This is a genomic window from Pseudomonas sp. P1_C12, from assembly GCF_056406435.1.
This window is the reverse complement of record NZ_JBFUAE010000004.1, coordinates 248,705-270,062: the sequence shown is the minus strand read 5'-3', so window position 1 is coordinate 270,062 and position 21,358 is coordinate 248,705. Positions and strand designations below refer to the sequence as shown.

At 60.5% G+C, this 21,358-nt stretch carries 24 protein-coding genes; 8 read left to right on the top strand and 16 right to left on the bottom strand.

Annotation, left to right across the window (positions count from 1 at the left end):
* Positions 1-63: 63 nt before the first annotated feature.
* The 5 genes from AC1D19_RS08530 to AC1D19_RS08510 form a co-directional block, all read right to left on the bottom strand.
* Positions 64-1,509 carry a M16 family metallopeptidase gene (locus tag AC1D19_RS08530; protein WP_477762941.1) on the bottom strand — a complete coding sequence of 482 codons (1,446 nt, stop codon included), beginning with the start codon at positions 1,507-1,509 and terminating at the stop codon, positions 64-66.
* Complete coding sequence (locus tag AC1D19_RS08525; RefSeq protein WP_477762940.1) at positions 1,502-2,848, bottom strand: M16 family metallopeptidase; 1,347 nt, start codon at positions 2,846-2,848, stop codon at positions 1,502-1,504. Before AC1D19_RS08525 ends, AC1D19_RS08530 begins: the two co-directional genes overlap by 8 nt.
* 125 nt (positions 2,849-2,973) lie before the next feature.
* On the bottom strand, positions 2,974-3,570 hold the full coding sequence (gene rsmD / locus AC1D19_RS08520) for a 16S rRNA (guanine(966)-N(2))-methyltransferase RsmD (protein ID WP_007987844.1): 597 nt from the start codon (positions 3,568-3,570) through the stop codon (positions 2,974-2,976).
* On the bottom strand, positions 3,570-5,060 hold the full coding sequence (locus tag AC1D19_RS08515) for a M16 family metallopeptidase (RefSeq protein ID WP_477762939.1): 1,491 nt from the start codon (positions 5,058-5,060) through the stop codon (positions 3,570-3,572). Before AC1D19_RS08515 ends, rsmD begins: the two co-directional genes overlap by 1 nt.
* A complete protein-coding gene (locus tag AC1D19_RS08510) occupies positions 5,053-6,408 on the bottom strand; it encodes a M16 family metallopeptidase (RefSeq protein ID WP_477762938.1) in 1,356 nt (451 codons plus the stop codon). The genes AC1D19_RS08515 and AC1D19_RS08510 overlap by 8 nt, the downstream gene beginning before the upstream one ends.
* 343 nt (positions 6,409-6,751) lie before the next feature.
* On the opposite strand from AC1D19_RS08510, the gene ftsY reads away from it, so the two are divergent.
* The 4 genes from ftsY to rpoH all read left to right on the top strand — a co-directional run bounded on the left by ftsY (position 6,752) and on the right by rpoH (position 10,936).
* The gene (ftsY, locus tag AC1D19_RS08505) at positions 6,752-8,275 is read left to right on the top strand and encodes a signal recognition particle-docking protein FtsY (protein WP_477762937.1); all 1,524 of its coding nucleotides are present in this window, start codon (positions 6,752-6,754) and stop codon (positions 8,273-8,275) included.
* A complete protein-coding gene (ftsE, locus tag AC1D19_RS08500; protein ID WP_007975383.1) occupies positions 8,272-8,943 on the top strand; it encodes a cell division ATP-binding protein FtsE in 672 nt (223 codons plus the stop codon). Before ftsY ends, ftsE begins: the two co-directional genes overlap by 4 nt.
* Complete coding sequence (ftsX, locus tag AC1D19_RS08495) at positions 8,940-9,962, top strand: permease-like cell division protein FtsX (RefSeq protein ID WP_477753581.1); 1,023 nt, start codon at positions 8,940-8,942, stop codon at positions 9,960-9,962. The genes ftsE and ftsX overlap by 4 nt, the downstream gene beginning before the upstream one ends.
* Positions 9,963-10,081: 119 nt before the next feature.
* On the top strand, positions 10,082-10,936 hold the full coding sequence (gene rpoH / locus AC1D19_RS08490; RefSeq protein WP_007975386.1) for an RNA polymerase sigma factor RpoH: 855 nt from the start codon (positions 10,082-10,084) through the stop codon (positions 10,934-10,936).
* A gap of 138 nt (positions 10,937-11,074) precedes the next feature.
* Here the strand turns inward: rpoH and mtgA are convergent, their stop codons facing one another.
* Positions 11,075-11,797, bottom strand: a complete 723-nt coding sequence (gene mtgA, locus AC1D19_RS08485; protein WP_477762936.1) for a monofunctional biosynthetic peptidoglycan transglycosylase — start codon at positions 11,795-11,797, stop codon at positions 11,075-11,077.
* A 74-nt stretch (positions 11,798-11,871) separates the two neighbouring features.
* Here mtgA and AC1D19_RS08480 point away from each other — a divergent pair, with 74 nt between their 5' ends.
* The 4 genes from AC1D19_RS08480 (at position 11,872) to trmB (ending at position 14,203) form a co-directional block, all read left to right on the top strand.
* Positions 11,872-12,243 carry a DUF423 domain-containing protein gene (locus AC1D19_RS08480; protein ID WP_477753583.1) on the top strand — a complete coding sequence of 124 codons (372 nt, stop codon included), beginning with the start codon at positions 11,872-11,874 and terminating at the stop codon, positions 12,241-12,243.
* 169 nt (positions 12,244-12,412) lie between these two features.
* Positions 12,413-12,613: a sulfur carrier protein ThiS gene (gene thiS, locus AC1D19_RS08475; RefSeq protein ID WP_477762935.1), complete on the top strand. Its 201-nt coding sequence runs from the start codon at positions 12,413-12,415 to the stop codon at positions 12,611-12,613.
* Positions 12,614-12,673: 60 nt separating this feature from the next.
* A complete protein-coding gene (locus AC1D19_RS08470) occupies positions 12,674-13,468 on the top strand; it encodes a thiazole synthase (RefSeq protein ID WP_007975390.1) in 795 nt (264 codons plus the stop codon).
* A 9-nt stretch (positions 13,469-13,477) separates the two neighbouring features.
* The gene (gene trmB, locus AC1D19_RS08465) at positions 13,478-14,203 is read left to right on the top strand and encodes a tRNA (guanosine(46)-N7)-methyltransferase TrmB (protein WP_477762934.1); all 726 of its coding nucleotides are present in this window, start codon (positions 13,478-13,480) and stop codon (positions 14,201-14,203) included.
* Between the two features lie 131 nt (positions 14,204-14,334).
* Here trmB and AC1D19_RS08460 read toward each other — a convergent pair whose 3' ends face one another.
* From AC1D19_RS08460 to AC1D19_RS08415, 10 genes are all read right to left on the bottom strand, one after another.
* Entirely contained in the window at positions 14,335-14,658 is a 324-nt protein-coding gene (locus AC1D19_RS08460; protein WP_007987827.1) for a DUF3392 domain-containing protein, read from the bottom strand.
* Positions 14,659-14,667: 9 nt separating this feature from the next.
* Complete coding sequence (gene hemW, locus AC1D19_RS08455; RefSeq protein ID WP_477762933.1) at positions 14,668-15,873, bottom strand: radical SAM family heme chaperone HemW; 1,206 nt, start codon at positions 15,871-15,873, stop codon at positions 14,668-14,670.
* Positions 15,870-16,466, bottom strand: a complete 597-nt coding sequence (gene rdgB, locus AC1D19_RS08450) for an RdgB/HAM1 family non-canonical purine NTP pyrophosphatase (RefSeq protein ID WP_477752504.1) — start codon at positions 16,464-16,466, stop codon at positions 15,870-15,872. The genes hemW and rdgB overlap by 4 nt, the downstream gene beginning before the upstream one ends.
* Complete coding sequence (locus AC1D19_RS08445) at positions 16,463-16,897, bottom strand: DUF4426 domain-containing protein (protein WP_477752503.1); 435 nt, start codon at positions 16,895-16,897, stop codon at positions 16,463-16,465. The genes rdgB and AC1D19_RS08445 overlap by 4 nt, the downstream gene beginning before the upstream one ends.
* Before the next feature lie 26 nt (positions 16,898-16,923).
* Entirely contained in the window at positions 16,924-17,544 is a 621-nt protein-coding gene (metW, locus tag AC1D19_RS08440) for a methionine biosynthesis protein MetW (RefSeq protein ID WP_007975398.1), read from the bottom strand.
* A 7-nt stretch (positions 17,545-17,551) separates the two neighbouring features.
* Positions 17,552-18,691, bottom strand: coding sequence for a homoserine O-succinyltransferase MetX (gene metX, locus AC1D19_RS08435; protein ID WP_008046479.1), 1,140 nt, complete (start codon positions 18,689-18,691; stop codon positions 17,552-17,554).
* 159 nt (positions 18,692-18,850) lie between these two features.
* Entirely contained in the window at positions 18,851-19,138 is a 288-nt protein-coding gene (locus AC1D19_RS08430) for a DUF167 domain-containing protein (protein ID WP_008019963.1), read from the bottom strand.
* The gene (locus tag AC1D19_RS08425; protein WP_477752502.1) at positions 19,138-19,725 is read right to left on the bottom strand and encodes a YggT family protein; all 588 of its coding nucleotides are present in this window, start codon (positions 19,723-19,725) and stop codon (positions 19,138-19,140) included. Before AC1D19_RS08425 ends, AC1D19_RS08430 begins: the two co-directional genes overlap by 1 nt.
* 24 nt (positions 19,726-19,749) lie before the next feature.
* Positions 19,750-20,568 (bottom strand): pyrroline-5-carboxylate reductase, encoded by an 819-nt coding sequence (gene proC / locus AC1D19_RS08420; RefSeq protein WP_477762932.1) that lies wholly within the window; start codon positions 20,566-20,568, stop codon positions 19,750-19,752.
* 35 nt (positions 20,569-20,603) lie between these two features.
* On the bottom strand, positions 20,604-21,302 hold the full coding sequence (locus AC1D19_RS08415; RefSeq protein ID WP_477752500.1) for a YggS family pyridoxal phosphate-dependent enzyme: 699 nt from the start codon (positions 21,300-21,302) through the stop codon (positions 20,604-20,606).
* Positions 21,303-21,358 lie beyond the last annotated feature (56 nt).

Sequence of the window (21,358 nt, the reverse complement as noted above, 5' to 3'; positions counted from 1 at the left end):
AGTGTTCATGAGTCTGCCCGAAGACGCGGCGCGGCAGCGCTGCGACCGCGTCATCATGGCTGTCTAACTTGCCACAATCTCGCCAGGTGCGCGACACATGGAATTGGTTGTGCTTTCGCTTGGAGCCGGCAGCGGTTGTTGATCTGTCTTCGGCCCCAGGATGACAACGCGCCATTGGTCGGCGTGGTAATGCCGGTTGAGTGCGTTTTTGATTGATACAAGGTTCAGCTTCAAGGCTGCTTGCGTGGCAAAGTCGAGGTCCAGTGGCAGATTGTGAGCGCTGATGGCGTACAACTGTCTCAGAATCTGCGCATTGGTAGCGCTGTTCAACGGCGCGCTACCGGTCAGTTGCTGTTGGATGTCTTCGAGTTCCTGTTGGGTCGGCCCTTGGGCGAGGAAGTCGGTGAACATCGTCTTGATATGGGTCAGCACGGCATCGGCCTGCTCTGGTCGGGTCTGCAATTCAATGGTCAACAATCCTTGTGCCTGAAGGGCTGAAAGGTCGGCTTCAACGTGGTATGTCAGGCCTCGGCGTTCACGCAATTCATTGGTCAGTCGGTTGGTGAAAATCCGCATGGCCATCTGTAGCACGACGTAGTCCGGACTGTTTCGCAGGACACTTGGCTGAGCAAGGCGCAGGTAAGCCTGGGTCGATGGTCGATCAACGCGCAGCAGACTTGGAGCGGCTGGACTTGTCACTGGCTGGATCGCGGCAGTGGCCGGTCCCGGGGGCAAGGCCGCGGATATCTGCGCACCGATGCGTTGGGCTTCTTCCTCAGTGAGGTCGCCGACCAGTGTGATCTGGGCATTGCCCGCGGTATAAGCCTTGCGATAAAAGTCTTGCACCTGGGTGCGGGTGATGGAGGCAAGCCCGGCCCGGGTTCCGTAGAAGGACTGAGCATAGCCGTGGTCGGGATACAGCTGGCCGAGATTGGCTTCTCGGGCTTGAGCGGCATGAGACTGATCTTCACGGTCCAGCAAGAACTGCAATTGGGATTTCACTGTAGGCAGGGACTCTTGCGGCAACAGCGGCTTGCCGAGTAATTGGGCAAACAGTTCCAGGGCTGGAGCGCGCCGGGCTTCGTCGCTCAGGCTGCGCAGGGAAAAAAGGGTCCGATCCTGGCTGATACCCATACCCAACCTGGCACCCAGATTATCGAACGTCGCCAGTATGGCATTGACGTCCTTGCCAGCCACACCCTCATTCAAAAGGCTGAAGGTCACCGCTGCCAGGCCGGGTTGATGCGGGGTTTGGGCGCTGCCTGCGGCAAAACTCACCAGGGCATCGAACATCGGCAGGCCAGGGGTGCGGATGAACAGGATCTTCGTTCCACTGAGCGTTTTGTAACCCTTGATCGACAGCGCGCGGTGGATCGTCGGAGACTGTGGTTCGTTGAGCGATTGCAGCACTGGTTTCTGGGGCGCCGTGGTTGCAACGGCAGGGGCCTGTGCGCTCAACAGCATGCCGGCCAGGATCAATCCATTGATGAGGCCTTTGAGCTTATCCATTGTTTTTCTCCGGCAGGATTTTCGCGGTACTCAGGCGCTCACGCGTCAGGTAAGTCTTTGCGACTTGTTGAATATCCAGGGGAGTGACCTTGTTCAGCTCATCCGTATCCTGATCGGCCAGCCGCCAGTCCAGGCCGATGGTTTCCAGCAGGCCCAAGGTGTTGGCCTGTCCTTCCAGATCATCCTGCGCATAAACCGAGTTAGCGATCACAAGGTTTTTCGCACGCTCCAGTTCTGCCGGTTCCGGTGCCTTGCTCTTCAGTGATTCGATCACTTGCCACAGTCGGGCGAGGGCTTCGTCAGCGTCATTGAGCTTGTCCGGGTTGAGCTGGGTGCTGATGGTCAGCAACGAATCGCCGCGATTGAAGGCGTCGTACTCTGAGTCGGCCTCAGTGAATATCGCCTCGCTCAGTTGCAGTTGCTGTTTGATCCGCGCGCTATTGGATCCGGCCAGTAACATATCGAGCAAGCGCAGGGCATGGGCGGTCCGACGATCCAGTGCCGTGGTCAGACTGGGCGCGTTGAAACTCATGATCAGGCGTGGGGACGCTACCGGCGCGCGCAGGGTCAGTGACCGTTCACCGGCAGAGGCCAGTTCGACGGGGGCTGGCGCCATGGGTGTTGCGCGCCGCTCAAGGTGGCCGAAGTGCTGCTGTGCCAAGGCCTTGATCCGCTCAGGTGCAACATCGCCAACGACCACCAGCGTCGCATTGTCCGGCGAATACCAGGCCTGATACCACTGCTGTAATTGCACGGCGTTCATGCGTTGCAGATCGTGCATCCAGCCAATCGTCGGGGTGCGGTAGCCGCTGGCCGGGTGGGCGATGCTGTTCAGTCGTTCGTGAGCCAGCGCGATGATTTCATCATCAACGCGCATCCGACGCTCCTCCTGAATGACCTTGAGCTCCGGTGTGAAGTCCTGTGCATTCAGCTCGGCCGTACTCATCAGATCGGCCAGTATTTCGAACGCGACGCCAGTGCGGCCGGAAGGCAGTGTCTGGTAAAAAACCGTGAAATCAGTGCCGGTAAATGCGTTTTGGCTGGCGCCCAATTTCTCCAGTATCGCCTCGAACTCTCCGGCGCAGGCCTTGCTGCTGCCTTTGTAGACCATATGTTCGAGGGCGTGGGACAGGCCGGACTGGCCGGGCGGTTCGTAGCTTGAACCGGCCTTGATCCAGAGTTGGGCGGTGACGATGGGGGTGCGGTGGTCCTCGCGCACGACAACCTTGAGACCGTTGTCCAGTACGAAGTCTTGCGTCGCTGGGGGTGTCGCCGCGCTGGCAATGAGCGGTAGCCAGGCGATAAAGGGCAGCATAAACAGGCTGCGGGAGATGTTCATCCGTGTTCATCCTCAGTGGTTTGCAGGTAATTGCGCAAGCCACTGTGGATGATCCGTAAGGATGTCAGGCGGTAACTATGTAGTGCACCTCACAACCAGGCTGGGGCAGTCGTCTCGCTGAAATGTCAGGCGCTGCGCTGCCACAACGAGTAATACACGCGTCCGGATTTCTGCTCCCGGTGCAGGCGCCAGTTCTCCGGCAGGCCCAGGGTCGACGGCGCCGACTCGCTTTCGGTGTACACCCAGGCGTCTTCGGCCAGCCATTGGCGCTCTTCGAGCAACTTGCAAACGGCGGGCAGCAGGTTCTGGTTGAACGGCGGGTCGAGGAACACCAGGTCGTAGGCCGTCGCGGTCTGGGTTTCCAGGTAGCGCAGGGCATCGGCGGTCTGGACCTGGCCGTTGGTGCACCGCAACGTCCCCAGGTGCTCTTTCAGGCTGGACACCGCGATACTGCTGGCGTCCAGCGCCTGACCCATGGCTGCGCCACGGGACAGGGCTTCGAGGAACAGCGCGCCACTGCCGGTGAACGGGTCGAGCACCTTGGCGCCCGGCACGTAAGGCGCGAGCCAGTTGAACAGGGTTTCACGCACGCGATCCGGCGTCGGGCGCAGGCCCGGGGCGTCGGGGAAGCTCAGCTTGCGGCTGCGCCATTCGCCGCCAATGATGCGCAGCTGGTTCACGCCGTTGTGGACGTTTCTGGCGGGTTTTTTTGGACTTGCCATTAATGCTCCGGAACCCCGAGCGGTTGCTCGGAAGGTTTGTCAGTAGGGGCCGGTAACGGCTTTTGCGGCACGGTCGGGCCAACGCTGACGATGACCAATTTTTCCGTGCCCAGGTGTTTGTTCATGGCGGCTTTGACCTGCTCGACGGTCAAGGCCTGGGACTGTTGCATGAAATCTTCCAGATGACTCAACGGCAGGTTGTAGAAACCGATGGCGCCCAGTTGGCCGACGATATCGGCGTTGCTCGCGGTGGACAGCGGGAAACTGCCGGCCAGCTCGCGCTTGGCGTCGTCGAGCTCTTTTTCGGTCGGGCCGGTTTCAAGGTAGTCGGCCAGTACATCCTGCACCAGTTTCAGGGTGCCTTCGCTCATCTCGGCGCGGGTCTGCAGGTTGATCATGAACGGGCCGCGCGCCTGCATCGGGGTGAAGCCCGAATACACGCCGTAAGTCAGGCCACGCTTCTCGCGCACTTCGCTCATCAAGCGGGTACCGAAGCCGCCGCCACCGAGAATCTGGTTCCCCATGGACAACGCTGCGTAGTCCGGGTCGTCGCGGTCGATGCCCAATTGCGCGAGCATCAGGTTGGTCTGCTTGGACGGGAACTCGATATGGCCGACGCTGGCCTTGGGCTCGACCGGTTGCGCGATTTTCGGCAAGGCCGGACCTTTGGGCAGGGCACTGGAAACCTGCGCGGCAATCGCGTCGGCTTCTGCACGGGACAGGTCGCCGACCAGCGCGATCACCACGTTACCGGCGGCGTAGGCTTTCTCGTGGAAAGCACGCAGTTGGGCCACGGTGATCGCCGGGACGGTTTTCGCCGTGCCGTCGCTGGCGTGTGCGTACGGGTGATCACCGTACAAGCGGTTCATCAGTTCCAGGCTCGCCAGTTTGCCCGGGTTCTGTTTCTGGTACTCGAAACCGGCAAGCAACTGGTTCTTGATGCGGGCCAGCGAATCGGCAGGGAAAGTCGGCTTGCCGATGACTTCGGCGAACAGCTTCAGGGCCGGCTCGCGCTTGTCCTTGGCACTCAGGCTGCGCAGCGAAGCGATTGCCATGTCCTTATAAGCGCCGTTGCCGAAATCGGCACCCAGGCCTTCGAAGCCCTGGGCAATGGCACCGACGTCTTTGCCGGCCACGCCTTCGTTGAGCATGGCGTTGGTCAACACCGCCACACCCGGTGCGTCGCCGTCCTGGCTACTGCCGGCGGCGAAGATCAGGCGCATGTCGAACATCGGCAACTCATGGGCTTCGACAAACAGCACCTTGGTGCCTTCGGCGGTGTTCCAGGTCTGCACGTCCAGCTTGCGGTGGTCCGGTGCCTTGCCGTTGAGCTCGGTCAGCGACTGCAGTTTCTGGCTGGCCTTGGCCTTGTCCAGGGCTTCGCTGGCATTGGTTTCGCCAGGGCGCGACAAATAGAACGCGGCGGAGCCGATAACGGCGACGGCGACCAGGCCGATCAGGGCCAGGCGGGAGGGTTTACGCTCACTCATGAGTCGTCTCCAGAGGCAGTACATGGGCGACGCTGAGACGTTCGCGGGTGAAATACAGCTTGGCGGCTTTCTGGATATCTTCCGGCGTGACGCTTTCCAGGTCGGCCAGTTCGGTGTCCATCAGTTTCCATGACAGTCCGACGGTTTCCAGTTGGCCGATGGCCGTGGCCTGACTGGTGATCGAGTCACGCTCGAAGACCAGGCCGGCGATGACTTGTGCGCGGACCCGTTCCAGCTCTTCAGCAGTTGGCGCCGTGGTTTTCAGTTGGTCGAGCAGCTTCCACAAACCAGCTTGTGCCTGGGCGATGGTCTTGTGCTTCTGCGAGTTTGGCGATGCCGACAGGGTAAAGAGGCTGTCGCCACGGGTGTAGGCGTCGTAACTCGACGAGCCGCCGGACACCAATTCTTCTCCGCGCTCCAGTTGCGTCGGGATGCGTCCGCTGTAGCCGCCGTCGAGGAGTGCCGAGATCAGGCGCAGGGCATTGACCAGACGCTCGTCTTCGGCGGTGGCGATGCTCGGCACGTTGAAGGCCAGCATCAGGCTAGGCAGTTGGGTCTGCACGTGCAGGGTGATCTGGCGCGCGCCCGGTTCGGCCAGTTCCAGCGGTTTTTTCGCGGCGGGCACTTCACGCTTGGCGATCGGGCCGAAATAGCGTTGGGCCAGGGTTTTGACTTCGTCCGGGGTGACATCGCCAACCACCACCAGCGTGGCGTTGTTGGGCACGTACCAGGTTTCGTACCAGTGGCGCAGCTCTTCGACTTTCATCCGCTCAAGGTCGGCCATCCAGCCGATGGTCGGCGTGTGGTAACCGCTGGCCGGGTAGGCCATGGCCTTGAAGCGCTCGTAGGCCTTGGACATCGGCTTGTCGTCGGTGCGCAGGCGACGCTCTTCCTTGATGACCTCGATTTCCTTGGCAAACTCGTCGGGCGGCAGGCGCAGGCTGGCCATGCGGTCGGCTTCCAGTTCGAAGGCTACGCCCAGGCGATCCCGGGCCAGCACCTGGTAATACGCGGTGAAGTCGTCGCTGGTGAATGCGTTCTCTTCGGCGCCGAGGTCGCGCAGGATCAGCGAGGCTTCGCCGGGGCCGACTTTCTCGCTGCCCTTGAACATCATGTGTTCCAGCGCGTGGGACAGGCCGGTATTACCCGGCGTCTCGTAGCTGGAGCCGACCTTGTACCAGACTTGGGAAACCACCACGGGCGCTCGGTGGTCTTCACGCACGACCACCTTCAGGCCATTGTCGAGGGTGAATTCGTGGGTGGGTTGCGGGTCGGCAGCCAGGGCCGAAAGGGGCAGGCAAACTGTGCTGAGCAGCAGGCCAGCGGCGCGGCGGGCAAGAGCATTCATTCGTTTTCAAACCTTTGGGGCTGCCCGCTTGTTCTTAGCGTCAGCGGGCGAGAGGGTGCTAGGATACTGATCCGTTTTAGCGGCGGCCACGCCTATCAGGCCTTTATGCTTGATCAGGTTGAATGGGTTTGCGACGGAAGGTGGATATTTATCAACTGAATTCCGCGTTTTCGCCGATTTTGCTGCTTTAGTCCTATGAGAAATCGATTGCTTGGGGTGCCGTTGAGCACTTCGACAAAATGTTGCGCGTGAACAAGCTGGGTCAATCGCAGTCTGTTCTGCATCGAATATTTATTTGCCGGGGCGCCATTGGCGCGTCGCTACCGTGAGATAGCCGTCCTCCATGTTTGGTTCCAACGACGACAAGAAGACCCCAGCTGCGGCTGGCGAGAAAAAAAGCCTGTTCGGATGGCTGCGCAAAAAGCCGCAGGAACCCGTCGTCGAACAGCCACAAGCCATTCCTGAACCAGCGCCGACGCCGGTCCCGGTAATAGAAGAAGCGCCCGCGCCGGTTGTTCTGCCGATTGCCGAGCCATTGCTGCAACCCAAGGTTGAAGCCGCTCCCGAACCCGTCAGCGAAATCGTCACCGAACAGCCACTGGCCCCGACAGCCGAACCGTGGTTGACCCTGCCGGTAGCCGAAGAGCCCGTGGCATTGGTCGAAAATGACCTGGCTCCTCACGTGACGCCACCGATTCCGGCTCCGGCAGCGTTTACACCGGCACCGATTCATGTGCCTGTGGCCGAAGCGATTGTTGAACCAATCGTCGTGGCCGAGCCTGTTCCCGTTGTCAGCCAGCCAGAGGTTCCGGTATTCGTTGCTCCGGTTGCTCCGGTTGCTCCGGTTGCTCAAGCGCCTGCACCCGCTCCGATTCCTGAGCCGATCGCCGCGCCCGTCGAACCCCCGGTAGAAACCGTGCGCACCGAAGAAACCAAAGCCGGTTTCTTCGCCCGTCTCAAGCAGGGCCTGTCCAAGACCAGCGCCAGTATCGGCGAAGGCATGGCCAGCCTGTTTCTGGGCAAAAAGGTCATTGATGACGAACTGCTCGAAGACCTCGAAACCCGTTTGCTGACCGCCGATGTTGGTGTCGAGGCCACCTCGGTGATCATTCAGCGTCTGACGCAGAAGGTTGCGCGCAAGGAGCTGGCCGATGCCGATGCCCTGTACAAATCCCTGCAAGCCGAGCTGGCGGCGATGCTCAAACCAGTCGAACAGCCGCTGAAAGTCACCTCGCAGAACAAGCCGTTCGTGATTCTGGTCGTCGGCGTCAACGGTGCCGGCAAGACCACCACTATCGGCAAGCTGGCGAAGAAACTGCAGCTGGAAGGCAAGAAAGTCATGCTCGCCGCCGGCGATACCTTCCGTGCCGCGGCGGTGGAGCAATTGCAGGTCTGGGGTGAGCGCAACAAGATCCCGGTGATCGCGCAGCACACTGGCGCCGACTCGGCCTCGGTGATCTTCGATGCCGTGCAGGCCGCCAAGGCCCGTGGCATCGATGTGCTGATCGCCGACACCGCCGGTCGCCTGCACACCAAAGACAACCTGATGGAAGAACTGAAAAAGGTTCGCCGGGTGATCGGCAAGCTCGACGCCGACGCACCTCACGAAGTGCTGTTGGTGCTTGACGCTGGCACCGGCCAGAACGCCATCAACCAGGCCAAACAATTCAACCAGACCGTCGAACTGACCGGCCTGGCGCTGACCAAGCTCGACGGCACCGCCAAGGGCGGGGTGATTTTCGCCCTGGCCAAGCAATTCGGCCTGCCGATCCGCTACATTGGCGTCGGCGAAGGCATCGACGATTTGCGTACCTTTGAAGCAGAACCCTTTGTCCAGGCATTGTTTGCCGAGCGGGAGCGTTCATGATTCGTTTCGAACAGGTCGGTAAGCGCTACCCGAACGGTCACGTCGGCTTGCATGAGCTGAGCTTTCGAGTCCGTCGTGGCGAATTCTTGTTTGTCACCGGCCATTCCGGTGCCGGTAAATCCACACTGTTGCGCCTGTTGCTGGCGATGGAGCGCCCGACCAGCGGCAAGCTGCTGCTCGCCGGGCAAGACCTGAGCACCATCAGCAACGCGCAGATACCTTTCTTGCGCCGGCAGATCGGAGTGGTTTTCCAGAATCACCAGTTGCTGTTCGATCGCACGGTGTTCAATAACGTCGCGTTGCCTTTGCAGATCCTGGGCCTGTCCAAGGCCGAGATCGCCAAGCGCGTGGACTCGGCACTGGAGCGCGTGGCACTGTCGGATAAAACCGACTTGTACCCGGGCGACCTGTCCACCGGTCAGCAGCAGCGAGTCGGCATCGCCCGCGCCATCGTCCACCGTCCGGCCTTGCTGCTGGCGGATGAACCGACTGGTAACCTCGACCCGCGTCTGGCCGCCGAGATCATGGGTGTGTTCGAAGACATCAATCGCCTGGGTACCAGCGTGCTGATCGCCAGTCACGACCTGGCCCTGATCGCCCGCATGCGCCACCGCATGCTGACCTTGCAACGTGGTCGATTGATCGGCGACGGGGAGGCCGCGGTATGAGTGCAACACGTAGCCCCAAGGTTTCCGAGCGTGTGGCCCCGAAGGCCGCCGATCCGCAGCCGCAAAAGAAAAAACGCGATGATGACGACGGTCCGGACTTTGCCACGTTGTTCCGTGCCTGGATCGAAAGCCATCGCGCCAGTCTGGTGGACAGTCTGCGCCGCCTGGGCAAGCAGCCCATCGGCAGTTTTTTCACCTGCATGGTGATGGCGGTGGCCCTGAGCTTGCCCATGGGCCTGTCACTTTTGCTAAGTAACGTCGAGCGTCTGGGCGGTTCCTGGCAGCGCGCGGCGCAGATTTCCCTGTATCTGGACCTTGAGGCCAAGCCGGCGGAAGGTGAATCGCTGCGCGATCAGATCAAGGGCATGCCTGGCGTGGCCGATGCCGAATACGTTGGCCGGGAGCAGGCGCTGGAAGAGTTCCAGCAACAGTCCGGGCTGGGCGAGGCGCTCAAGGAGTTGCCGGAGAACCCGCTGCCAGGCGTGGTGCTGGTGACGCCGAACGAAGTCGACAAGCCGGCTCTTGAAGCATTAAGACAAAAACTATCCGAGCTGCCGAAGGTACAACAGGCGCAACTTGATTTAGTCTGGGTCGAGCGTCTGGCAGCCATCCTCAAGCTGGGTGACCGTTTTGTCTTCGGTCTGACCGTGCTTCTGGTTTCTGCATTACTTTTGGTGATAGGCAATACCATTCGTCTTCATATTGAAAACCGCCGCATAGAGATAGAAGTGATTAAACTGGTCGGCGGCACTGACAGCTATGTACGCAGGCCCTTTCTGTATATGGGCGCACTGTATGGCTTCGGTGCGGGGATTCTGTCCTGGGGCGTACTGGCGTTCGGCCTTGATTGGCTGAACGACGCGGTGGTGGGGCTGGCCGGTTTGTACGGCAGTGATTTTGCGCTGGCTGGAGTGCCAGTTGCCGACGGTCTGTCTCTCTTGCTTGGCGCGGTGCTGTTGGGGTATATCGGTGCATGGATTGCAGTCGCACGCCACCTGAGGGAGCTTGCGCCTAAGTAGTATCATTTTGCTCGTATTGACCTTTCAGCGTTTTTAGGTTTTGGGAACTTGTCTTTCGGTTTCCGGTCAATTTTCGCAGTGCTGAACTGCACGAGTTTGTAAGTCGGAGGTTTTTTCGTATGACCAATTCTTTGCAACCTGCATATGCTCTGGTCCCGGGTGCGAACCTGGAGGCCTATGTGCACACCGTCAACAGCATTCCACTGCTGTCGCCGGAGCAGGAGCGTGAACTGGCCGAGAGTCTCTATTATGAGCAGGATTTGGGGGCGGCTCGGCAGATGGTGCTCGCCCACCTGCGTTTTGTCGTACATATCGCCCGTAGCTATTCCGGCTACGGCCTGGCTCAGGCTGACCTGATCCAGGAAGGCAACGTCGGCCTGATGAAGGCCGTGAAACGCTTCAACCCGGAAATGGGCGTGCGCCTGGTGTCCTTTGCCGTGCACTGGATCAAGGCGGAAATCCACGAATTCATCCTGCGCAACTGGCGCATCGTGAAGGTCGCGACCACCAAGGCCCAGCGCAAGCTGTTCTTCAACCTGCGCAGCCAGAAGAAACGCCTGGCCTGGCTGAACAACGAGGAAGTCCATCGCGTAGCGGAAAGCCTCGGTGTAGAGCCTCGGGAAGTGCGCGAGATGGAAAGTCGCCTGACCGGCCATGACATGGCCTTCGACCCGGCTGCCGAAGCGGACGACGACAGTGCATTCCAGTCGCCGGCCAATTATCTGGAAGACCACCGGTACGACCCGGCCCGTCAACTGGAAGATGCCGACTGGAGCGACAATTCCAACCACAACCTGCACGAAGCGTTGGAAGTGCTGGACGACCGCAGCCGTGACATCCTCTACCAGCGCTGGCTGGCGGAAGAAAAAGCCACGCTGCACGACCTGGCGCAGAAGTACAACGTGTCGGCCGAGCGTATTCGTCAGCTCGAGAAGAGCGCGATGAACAAGCTCAAGTTGTCGATCGCTGCTTAACTGGCGACCTGGCAATAAAAAACGCCCCGATCATTGATCGGGGCGTTTTTATTTGAAAATCAAAAGATCGCAGCCTTCGGCAGCTCCTACATAGGATCGCGTACCCCTGTAGGAGCTGCCGAAGGCTGCGATCTTTTGTTACTGCGCCCAAGGTGCCCGACGCGAATCGTTCAGCCCGACCAGATAGCTGTCCCCGCCCAACTGACTCATCTGCTGTCGAATCCAGCCAGCTCGGCGCGAAACGTAAGAAGTCGGATGGCCGGCACTCCAGACCCGCGGGTTGGGCAGGACGGCGGCGAGCAGGCTCGACTGCTGACGGCTGAGGCCTTTTGCACTCACGCCAAAGTGATGCCGGGCCGCCGCTTCGGCACCAAACACGCCGTCATCCCACTCGACGCTGTTGAGGTACACCTCAAGAATTCGCTGCTTGGGCCAGAACACTTCGATCAATCCGGTGAACCAGGCTTCCAGGCCTTTGCGCAGCCAGCTGCGGCCAGACCACAGGAACAAGTTTTTCGAAACTTGCTGACTGAGGGTGCTGGCGCCACGGATCGAACCGCCGCGCTCGTTATGGGCAAACGCCGCCTGAATCGCGCCGATATCGAAGCCCCAGTGCTCCGGGAATTTCTGGTCTTCGCCGGCAATCACCGCGACTTTCAGGTCATCGGAGATCTCATCCCAGGGTTTCCAGGTCCGTTGCAGGTCGATGGGTTCGCCATCGAACCAGGACTCGATCTTGCGCTCGACCATCAGCGTCGTCCCCGGTGGCGGCACCACGCGAAAGATCAGCACCAGCAATACGCTGCCACCCATGAACCAGAGCACGGCCTTGGTGAAATGACGGAAATAGATACGCAGCATAGAGATGGCTTGGCCGAACCCGTTGAGCGGGCCATTATACAGACCCTTTGGATCGAAACTGACTGGAGTTCTGCATGCTGCGTGGCTTTCTGATGCTGGCCGCTTTTTTCGGTTTCACCGGTGTCGGCCTCGGCGCCTTTGCCGCCCATGGCCTGAAAAACCGCCTGAGTGCCGAGTACATGGCGATTTTCCACACGGGCGTCACCTATCAACTGGTGCATACCCTGGCATTACTGGGTGTCGCATTCCTGTCCACGCAGATTCCCGGCCGCCTGATCACCTGGGCCGGCGCGTCGTTTGCCATCGGTATCCTGTTGTTCTCCGGCAGCCTGTACATCTTGACGCTGACCGGCATCAGCAAGCTCGGCATCATCACCCCGTTCGGTGGCCTGGCCTTCCTGGCGGGCTGGTTTTGCCTCGGACTCGCCGCCTGGCGGTTGAGCTGACCCTGTAGGAGCTGCCGCAGGCTGCGATCTTTTGATCTTAAAAAATCAAAGTCAAAAGATCGCAGCCTGCGGCAGCTCCTACAGGATCGAGTTTCAAGACGAATGGCTTGGGTCGGCCTGACTGATCGGGCTAGAATGCCTGCCCCTAAAAATGATGGCGGCATCCGGCATGCGCATTCAGTTGAACGGCGAATCCTTTGAACTGCCCGACGGTGAAACCGTTGCGGCCCTGCTGAACCGTCTGGACCTGACCGGACGCCGGGTGGCGGTGGAACTCAATCTGGATATCGTCCCGCGCAGTCAGCATGCAGACACCGCGTTGAACGACGGCGACAACGTCGAAGTGGTGCACGCCATCGGCGGCGGCTAGTAGCCTCGGCCGCGTGGTCACAGAATTCTGCAAGTACCTCACCCCTACAGAGGATTTCCCATGAGCATCGTTCGCAGCGACAAGCCTTTCGTCCTGGCCGGTCGTACTTACCAGTCGCGTTTGCTGGTCGGTACCGGCAAGTACCGTGACATGGAAGAAACCCGCCTGGCAATCGAAGCCTCAGGTGCCGAGATCGTCACTTTCGCCGTGCGCCGCACCAACCTTGGCCAGATCGAGGGCGAGCCGAACCTGCTCGAAGTGCTGTCGCCGGATCGCTACACCTTCCTGCCGAACACCGCCGGTTGCTACGACGCCATCGAAGCCGTGCGCACCTGCCGCTTGGCCCGTGAGCTGCTCGATGGCCACAACCTGGTGAAGCTGGAAGTGCTGGCCGACCAGAAAACCCTGTTCCCCAACGTGATTGAAACCCTCAAGGCCGCCGAAACGCTGGTCAAGGAAGGCTTCGACGTGATGGTCTACACCAGCGATGACCCGATCATCGCCCGGCAACTGGCGGAAATCGGCTGCATCGCCGTCATGCCGCTGGCTGGTCTGATCGGTTCGGGCCTGGGGATCTGCAACCCGTACAATCTGCAAATCATCCTGGAAGAAGCCAAGATTCCGGTGCTGGTGGATGCCGGTGTCGGTACTGCGTCCGACGCCACCATCGCCATGGAGCTGGGCTGTGATGCAGTGCTGATGAACTCGGCCATTGCCCACGCCCAGCAGCCGGTCATGATGGCTGAAGCCATGAAACATGCGATCGTCGCAGGCCGCCTGGCTTACCTCGCCGGCCGCATGCCGAAAAAACTCTATGCCAGCGCCTCTTCGCCGCTGGATGGTCTGATCAAGTAAGAGCCATTGATGACTGAATCGAACGACACGCCAATCCAGACGGAAGAAGGCGACGAGCGCCAACACCGCCGCATCAAGAGCTTCGTGATGCGCGCCGGGCGCATGACCGAAGGCCAGCAAAAGGGCCTGGAGCAGGGCACTCCGCTGTTCGTGCTGCCGCTGGCAGACGCGCCGGTGGATTTCGACCAGGTGTTCGGTCGCTCGGCACCGCGCTCGCTGGAAATCGGTTTCGGCATGGGCCATTCGTTGCTGGAAATGGCAGCGGCTGCGCCGGAGCAGGATTTCATCGGCGTCGAGGTTCACCGTCCGGGTGTCGGCGCGCTGCTCAATGGTGTGCTGACGCAAGGCCTGACCAACCTGCGGGTCTACGATTGCGATGCGATCGAAGTGCTCAACCGCTGCGTGGCCGATAACAGCCTCGATCGCTTGATGCTGTTTTTCCCGGACCCGTGGCACAAGAGCCGTCACCACAAGCGCCGTATCGTTCAGGCGTCCTTCGCCGAGTTGGTGCGCAGCAAGTTGAAGGTCGGTGGCATTCTGCACATGGCCACCGACTGGGAACCGTACGCCGAATACATGCTGGAAGTGATGAGCGTCGCGCCGGGCTACCGCAACCTCGCTGAAGACGGCAAGTGCGTTCCGCGCCCGACCGAGCGGCCGATCACCAAGTTCGAACGCCGTGGCGAACGTCTTGGGCATGGCGTGTGGGATTTGAAGTTCGAGAAGCAGTCGTAGGAGCAGCCGGTCGACGCTCGATTGCTCGCGAAAAACTACAGAACAACGCGGGGCTTCAGATGCCCCGCGTTTTCGTTAACGATCATCGCTAGCAAGCTCGCTCCTACAGTGGTTTTGTGGCGTATTTGGGATCAGCGGCGGTCTGCCACGACGCCAATCAGCACCAACACCACCAGCAACACCGGCGCCAGGCTGTAGTTGTTGAACTGGCTCAAGCCGCGCACGACCCATGGCGTGGCGTAGATCAGCGCCGCACCGCTGCCGATCATGCACAGCAGGGACATCAGTGGCACGCGCAACGCGCCGGCGATGCTGCCCAGACGCTGCTCGACCCAGCCTTTGAAATCCGCACCAAACAGCACCAGCAGGCAGCCCACCAGGGCCAAGGCGATTTCCGAGAGGTTGCTGCGGCTCCAGCGAGACACGGTGGCAAGCAGGTCGAGTACCAAATCCATTCGATTTCCTTATGTCAGAAATTTCTGCAGCAAGTCGTTGAGGAAGAGTTGTCCGCGCATCGTGGCTACCAGACGTGACGGTTCGACCTGCAACAGGCCGCTTTGTTCGGCTTCACGGCGGCCTTCAGCAAGGCTTTTCAGCGTCATGCCGGTACGTTCCGGGTACAGCCGCGATTCGACGCCTTCAGTCAGGCGCAGCGCGTTCATCAGGAATTCGAACGGCATTTCATCGTTGCCCAGCGCTTTCTCGCCAGCCAGGAAGCTCTTAGCCGGATTCAGGTAATCCTTCGGCAGGCGGGTCTTCCAAGTGCGAATGATGCGCCCGTCCGGATGGCTGAGCTTGCCATGGGCGCCGGCGCCGATGCCAATGAAGTCGCCAAAACTCCAGTAGTTGAGGTTGTGGCGCGCCGGGCGACCGGGCAGGGCGTAGGCCGAGACTTCGTATTGCGCGTAACCATGTTCAGCCAGCAGCGCTTGTCCGGCTTCCTGGATGTCCCAGAGCGTGTCGTCTTCCGGCAGCGTCGGCGGCTGGTTCCAGAACACCGTGTTCGGTTCCAGGGTCAGTTGATACCACGACAGGTGTGTCGGTTTCAGGGCGATGGCTGTGCGCAGGTCCGCCAGGGCATCGTCCAGGGACTGATTCGGCAAGCCATGCATCAAGTCCAGGTTGAAGTTGTCGAACCCGGCCTGCCGCGCCATGCCGGCGGCACGTACGGCTTCGTCGCCGTTGTGGATCCGCCCCAGGGCCTCGAGCTTTTCTTGCTGAAAGCTCTGGATGCCGATCGACAGGCGATTGATCCCCAGTTTCCGGTACGCCACGAACTTGTCTTGCTCGAACGTCCCCGGATTGGCTTCCAGCGTGATTTCGATGTCGCTGGCAAACGGGATGCGTTGTTCGACGCCTTTGAGCAAGCGACCCAGCGAATCAGCGCTGAACAGGCTTGGTGTGCCGCCACCAAAGAAAATCGAGCTCAGCTCACGACCATAAACGGCGTGCAGGTCCTGATCGAGATCGGCCAGCAAGGCGTCGACGTACTCTTCTTCCGGCAGCACGGGGCTGGCGGTGTGGGAGTTGAAGTCGCAATAAGGGCATTTGCGCACGCACCACGGGATATGGATATACAGCGCCAGCGGCGGCAGCACAGACAGGGCTGCCCGAGGCGATTGTGCATCGCCGCCGAAGATCAGCGGCGACGCGGATGATTCACGGGTCATTTCAAGCCCAGACGCTGGCGCAGCAGATCCATTGCACGGGCGCGGTGGCTGATCTGGTTCTTGTCGCTTGGGCTAAGTTCGGCGCTGGAGCAATCACGCTCAGGCACCCAGAACAGCGGATCGTAGCCAAAACCGTGTTCGCCGCTGGCCTGGGTCAGGATTCGCCCGTGCCACAAACCTTCACAGAGGATCGGCAGCGGATCATCGGCGTGGCGCACCAAGGCCAGCACGCATACGAACTGCGCGCCACGTTCGGCTTCGGGTACGTCTTTCAACACGTCGAGCAACTTGGCGTTGTTCGCCGCATCGCCCTTGCCGTCGGCATAACGCGCCGAGTAGATGCCTGGCGCGCCGCCCAGGAAATCCACCGCCAGCCCGGAATCGTCGGCCAGCGCCGGCAGGCCGGAAATGCGCGCGGCATTGCGGGCCTTCAGGATGGCGTTTTCGACGAACGACAGGCCGGTTTCTTCAGGCTCGACGCTGCTGAACTCGCCAATCGAGCGCAGATGCACCGACTCGCCGAGCATGGCCTGGAGTTCCTTGAGTTTGCCGGCGTTATGGCTGGCCAATACGAGCTGCGTGAAGTTGATCATTGGCCGGGGAAGAGCTCTTGGTTGAAATTGATGGTGTTGATCTTGTCGCCGGTCTGCACCTTGATGTCGAAGGTGCGGACTTCCTGCTGATCCACTGGATATTGCGCAATGTAGTAGATCGCGCCTTGTTCGGTGATCTGTTTGAACTGCAGTGGCACGGTCTGGCTGGTCAGGTCTTTGATCGAGCCGCTCACCTGGGCCATCTGTGGCTTGCCTTCCTTGAGGACCGAAATGTTGATCACGCCCTGATTCTTGCTGCGGATCAGTTCGGCGGACTTGGCAATGTCCGGTGTCAGATAGGTGGAGTTGAAGGTGTTGTAGTGCACTGTCACGTCGCCGAAGGTTTCCTGGCGCTCGCCTTTGATGGCGTCAGCGGCCATGGCGGTGACGCTCAGGCAGGCAGTGAGTAGAAACAACGCTAGACGACCCATGATCGTTCTCCTTGAAATAGGGTGGATCAGACTGCGACCTTGTGGTCGGAAAGTCCCGGGCTGCTGACCCGGTAGATTCCGATCTCACCTAACAGATTAGGCCATAGCTTACTGGCCCACCCGTGCCGATGCTGTTGATCCACGGCAAGCCGATCAATGACCTTCGCTTCACGTTCGCGACACAAGGCTTCAAAGTCCGCGAAGGTGCAGAAGTGAATGTTCGGCGTGTTGTACCAGGTGTAGGGCAGGAACTCGGAAACCGGCATGCGGCCCTTGCTCGCCAGGTACCAGCGGCAGCGCCAGTGACCGAAATTCGGGAAAGTGATGATGCACTGCCGGCCCACGCGCAGCATTTCCTCGAGGATCTTGTCCGGGTAGTGCACAGCTTGCAGCGCCTGGGTCATGACCACGATGTCGAAACTGTTGCTGGCAAAGTTACCCAGGCCCTTGTCCAGGTCCTGTTCGATGACGTTGATGCCCTTGGCCACGCACTCGGCGATGTTGTCGGCGTCGTTTTCCAGGCCATAACCGGTGACTTGCTTGTTATCGCGCAGCCAGGTCAGCAGTTCGCCATCGCCGCACCCGAGGTCGAGCACGCGGCTGCCGGCGGGGATCCATTCCTGGATGATTTCCAGATCAGCTCTCATGGCTTTCTCACAACGTAATGCGGTTCATGTAATTGCCGAATGCCTGCAGGTAGCGCGGGATCGGAATCAGGAAGGCGTCGTGGCCTTGCGGTGCGTCGATCTCGAGGTAGCAGACGTCCTTGCGCGCGGCCATCAGCGCGTCCACCAGTTCCCGCGAGCGGGCAGGAGAGAAGCGCCAGTCGGTGGTGAACGACATCACGCAGAACTTGGCCTTGGCACCTTCAAAGGTTTTCGCCAGGTTATCGTCGAAGTTCGCCGCCGGATCGAAGTAATCGAGCGCTTTGGTCATCAACAGATACGTATTGGCATCGAAGCGTCCGGAGAACTCTTCGCCCTGATAGCGCAGGTAGCTTTCAACCTGGAACTCGACGCTGTGGAAGTCGTAGTTGAGCTTTTCGCTCTTCAGCCCTCGGCCGAATTTTTCGCCCATGGAGTCGTCGGACAGGTAGGTGATGTGCCCGACCATCCGCGCCAGCATCAGGCCGCGCTTGGGGATCACGTTGTGTTCCTGGAACGAACCGCCGTGGAATTCCGGGTCGGTGAGTATCGCCTGGCGCGCCACTTCGTTGAACGCGATGTTCTGTGCCGACAGCTTGGGTGCCGAGGCGATGGCCAGGCAGTGACGGATGCGGTCTGGGTAGGTGATGCTCCATTGCATCGCCTGCATGCCGCCGAGGCTGCCGCCGATCACGGCCGCGAACTGGGCGATACCGAGGCGATCCGCCAGGCGCGCCTGGCTGTGCACCCAATCTTCGACGGTCAACACCGGGAAGTCGGCGCCGAACGGCTTGCCGGTGTCCGGGTTGATGCTGCTCGGGCCGGTGGAACCGTTGCAGCCGCCGAGGTTGTTCAGGCTGACCACGAAGAACTTGCTGGTGTCGATCGGCTTGCCGGGGCCGATGCAGCTGTCCCACCAACCGGGCTTGCGGTCGTCGGCGCTGTGGTAACCGGCGGCGTGGTGGTGACCGGACAGGGCATGGCAGATCAGCACGGCGTTGCTCGCCGTGGCGTTGAGCGTGCCGTAGGTTTCGTAAATCAGGTCATAGGCCGGGAGCGAACGTCCGCAGGCCAACGCCAGGGGTTCGCTGAAGTGCGCCACTTGCGGCGTCACCAGACCAACAGAATCGGGGGGAAAGGCAGCTGGCATCGACCCTGCTCTCATTGAAATGAGGCGTAAGTCTAAAGATCGCTGCCCCTAGCAGCAAGCTAACCCTTGCCCACTGTAGGAGCCGGCTTGCCGGCGAACCAGATGTCACGGTGTGTCAGTCACGCCGCCTTCGCTGGCAAGCCAGCTCCTACAGTAGGTTCAGCGTTCCAGTCCGGGCAAATCCGGCAGCTTCTTCGGTGAACAGATCCGCACCCGTTTCTGCCGGTTCAACTCACCACTGATCAGGCTGACCTGGCTCTTGGACACGCCAAAGGCCTTGGCCAGAAACGCCATCAGATAGGCGTTGGCCTTGCCCTCGACTGGCGGCGCGGTCAGGCGAATCTTCAGGCGATCGCCGTGCAGCCCGCAAAAATCATCACTGCGGGCTGCCGGTTGCAGGTGACACTCCAGAATCAGGTCGTCACCGTCCCAACGAAAGTAGCTCATCAGATCAGGCCGAGCAGCCCCTGCGGCATGAAGGCAAAGTACGCAAGGCGCGGGATCAGCCAGCTTTGCAGCAACTGGATCACAATGAACGCGAAGATCGGCGAGATGTCGAGACCACCCAGGTTAGGGATGATCCGGCGGAACGGTGCAAGGACCGGCTCAGTGATCTGAGCGACCAGTTCTGCGCCAGGGTTATGGCTGCCCGGTGCAACCCAGGACAGAATCACACTGATGATCATCGCGTAGAACAGAACATTCAAAAACAGCGAGAAAAGGGCGATCAGAGCCCAAGGCACCAACAGCAGCAAGTCGACCTCGAAGCCTTTGAGCAGCAGGATAACCGCCATCAGCACTATCTGCACGATCAGCGCCAGTACCAGTGACGACATGTCCAGCCCGAACATGCTCGGGATGACCCGGCGCAGAGGCTTGAGCAGTGGTTGCGTGGCCTTGACGATGAACTGGCAGAGCGGGTTGTAGAAATTCGCCCGAACCAGTTGCAGGATGAAGCGCATCAGTACGATCAGCAGGTACAGGCTGCCAAGGGTTTTAATGATGAAAATGGCAGCGTCATTGAGTCCAAGCATCGTTGATTCCTTTGTAAGAGCTGATTAGCGACCGAGTTGCTCAGCCATCTCGGCCGAGCGATGCGCGGCAGCACTGAGTGCTTGTTCGACCAGGGCTTCAAAACCATTGGCTTGGAACGACTTGATTGCAGCTTCCGTGGTGCCCGCAGGCGAGGTGACACGGCGGCGCAACTCGGCGGCGTCGACGTCGCTGGAGACCGCCATGTGGGCGGCGCCCAAGGCGGTTTGCAAGGTCAGTTGCGCGGCGATGTCCGCCGGCAGGCCGAGTTTCACACCGGCGGCGGTCATGGCCTCGATCAACAGGAAGAAATACGCCGGGCCCGAGCCGGAAACGGCGGTGACGGCGTCCAGTTGCTGCTCTTCATTCAGCCACAGGGCGATGCCGACGGCGGACAGCAGTTCCTGGGCCTGCTGACGCTGTTCGGCTGTCACCTCGGCTGTTGCGAACAGGCCGCTCGCGCCCTGACGCACCAGCGCCGGGGTGTTGGGCATGCAGCGCACGATCGGCTGGGCGCCGAGCCAGTTGTTCATGCTGGCGCAGGTGATGCCCGCGGCAATCGAAACCACCAGTTGATTGGGCTTGAGGCTTGGGCGAATGGCTTCGCAAACGGCTTTCATCGCCTGGGGTTTGACCGCCAGGACAACGACGTCGGCGCCATCAATGGCCTGGGTGTTGTCGGCGAAGGTTTCGATGCCATGTTCAGCGCTCACGCGGGCGCGGGTTTCTTCGCCCGGATCGCTGGCGCGGATCTGTGCGGCTTCCAGACCCTTGGCCCGCAGGCCGCCGATCAGGCTGGCTGCCATGTTGCCGGCACCGATAAAGGCAATACGCATTTTGCTCATGTCAGGTCCTTATAAAGAGAGGTGTCGGCCATGGCTCATGGCTGGCCGTGCATTTGTGAAGAGCCGCGAGCGCCAAACAGGGCGGTACCGATCCGCACCCAAGTGGCACCCTGGGCAATGGCTGACTCGAGGTCGTGGCTCATGCCCATGGAAAGTGTGTCGAGCGGCAGGTTCAGGCTGGCTTGCAGGCTTTGCACGGCAGCGAAAGCGGCATCCTGGGCAGCGCGATCTTCAGTCGGCTCGGGGATTGCCATCAGCCCGCGCAGTTTCAGGCGCGGCAGGTCGCTGATGGCGTTGGCCAGGGCCGGCAGGTCAGCCGGGGTGCAGCCGGATTTGCTGGCTTCACCGCTGACATTGATCTGAATGCAGATGTTCAGGGGCGGCAAATCTGCGGGACGTTGTTCGGACAGGCGTTGTGCGATTTTCAGACGATCCACGGAATGCACCCAGTCGAAGTGCTCGGCGATAGCACGAGTCTTGTTCGATTGAATGGGGCCGATGAAGTGCCAGATCAAGGGCAGGTCGGCCAGTTCGAGCTGCTTGCCCAGCGCTTCCTGCAGGTAGTTCTCGCCAAAGTCGCGCAGGCCGGCGGCGTAGGCTTCACGTAGGTCTTGTGCGGGTTTGGTCTTGCTCACGGCCAGCAGATGGACGCTGTTTTCACCGCGGTTGGCGGCGAGTGTTGCGGCATGGATGCGCGAACTAACTTCGAGAATGTTGTCTGCTATGGTGGACATCAAGAGGCGCCAGCGGTCTGAAGGTTCGCGGCATTCTACTGGAATTGAGGGGCGCT

Coding starts and splice junctions, on each gene's coding strand:
- AC1D19_RS08470 (WP_007975390.1), top strand. CDS start 12,674: ATGAGCATCGTTCGCAGCGACAAGCCTTTCGTCCTGGCCGGTCGTACT.
- mtgA (WP_477762936.1), bottom strand. CDS start 11,797: ATGCTGCGTATCTATTTCCGTCATTTCACCAAGGCCGTGCTCTGGTTC.
- trmB (WP_477762934.1), top strand. CDS start 13,478: ATGACTGAATCGAACGACACGCCAATCCAGACGGAAGAAGGCGACGAG.
- ftsE (WP_007975383.1), top strand. CDS start 8,272: ATGATTCGTTTCGAACAGGTCGGTAAGCGCTACCCGAACGGTCACGTC.
- AC1D19_RS08415 (WP_477752500.1), bottom strand. CDS start 21,302: ATGTCCACCATAGCAGACAACATTCTCGAAGTTAGTTCGCGCATCCAT.
- AC1D19_RS08460 (WP_007987827.1), bottom strand. CDS start 14,658: ATGGATTTGGTACTCGACCTGCTTGCCACCGTGTCTCGCTGGAGCCGC.
- rsmD (WP_007987844.1), bottom strand. CDS start 3,570: ATGGCAAGTCCAAAAAAACCCGCCAGAAACGTCCACAACGGCGTGAAC.
- AC1D19_RS08480 (WP_477753583.1), top strand. CDS start 11,872: ATGCTGCGTGGCTTTCTGATGCTGGCCGCTTTTTTCGGTTTCACCGGT.
- AC1D19_RS08425 (WP_477752502.1), bottom strand. CDS start 19,725: ATGCTTGGACTCAATGACGCTGCCATTTTCATCATTAAAACCCTTGGC.
- rpoH (WP_007975386.1), top strand. CDS start 10,082: ATGACCAATTCTTTGCAACCTGCATATGCTCTGGTCCCGGGTGCGAAC.
- metW (WP_007975398.1), bottom strand. CDS start 17,544: ATGAGAGCTGATCTGGAAATCATCCAGGAATGGATCCCCGCCGGCAGC.
- hemW (WP_477762933.1), bottom strand. CDS start 15,873: ATGACCCGTGAATCATCCGCGTCGCCGCTGATCTTCGGCGGCGATGCA.
- thiS (WP_477762935.1), top strand. CDS start 12,413: ATGCGCATTCAGTTGAACGGCGAATCCTTTGAACTGCCCGACGGTGAA.
- AC1D19_RS08445 (WP_477752503.1), bottom strand. CDS start 16,897: ATGGGTCGTCTAGCGTTGTTTCTACTCACTGCCTGCCTGAGCGTCACC.
- rdgB (WP_477752504.1), bottom strand. CDS start 16,466: ATGATCAACTTCACGCAGCTCGTATTGGCCAGCCATAACGCCGGCAAA.
- metX (WP_008046479.1), bottom strand. CDS start 18,691: ATGCCAGCTGCCTTTCCCCCCGATTCTGTTGGTCTGGTGACGCCGCAA.
- AC1D19_RS08530 (WP_477762941.1), bottom strand. CDS start 1,509: ATGGATAAGCTCAAAGGCCTCATCAATGGATTGATCCTGGCCGGCATG.
- ftsY (WP_477762937.1), top strand. CDS start 6,752: ATGTTTGGTTCCAACGACGACAAGAAGACCCCAGCTGCGGCTGGCGAG.
- AC1D19_RS08515 (WP_477762939.1), bottom strand. CDS start 5,060: ATGAGTGAGCGTAAACCCTCCCGCCTGGCCCTGATCGGCCTGGTCGCC.
- AC1D19_RS08525 (WP_477762940.1), bottom strand. CDS start 2,848: ATGAACATCTCCCGCAGCCTGTTTATGCTGCCCTTTATCGCCTGGCTA.
- proC (WP_477762932.1), bottom strand. CDS start 20,568: ATGAGCAAAATGCGTATTGCCTTTATCGGTGCCGGCAACATGGCAGCC.
- AC1D19_RS08510 (WP_477762938.1), bottom strand. CDS start 6,408: ATGAATGCTCTTGCCCGCCGCGCCGCTGGCCTGCTGCTCAGCACAGTT.
- AC1D19_RS08430 (WP_008019963.1), bottom strand. CDS start 19,138: ATGAGCTACTTTCGTTGGGACGGTGACGACCTGATTCTGGAGTGTCAC.
- ftsX (WP_477753581.1), top strand. CDS start 8,940: ATGAGTGCAACACGTAGCCCCAAGGTTTCCGAGCGTGTGGCCCCGAAG.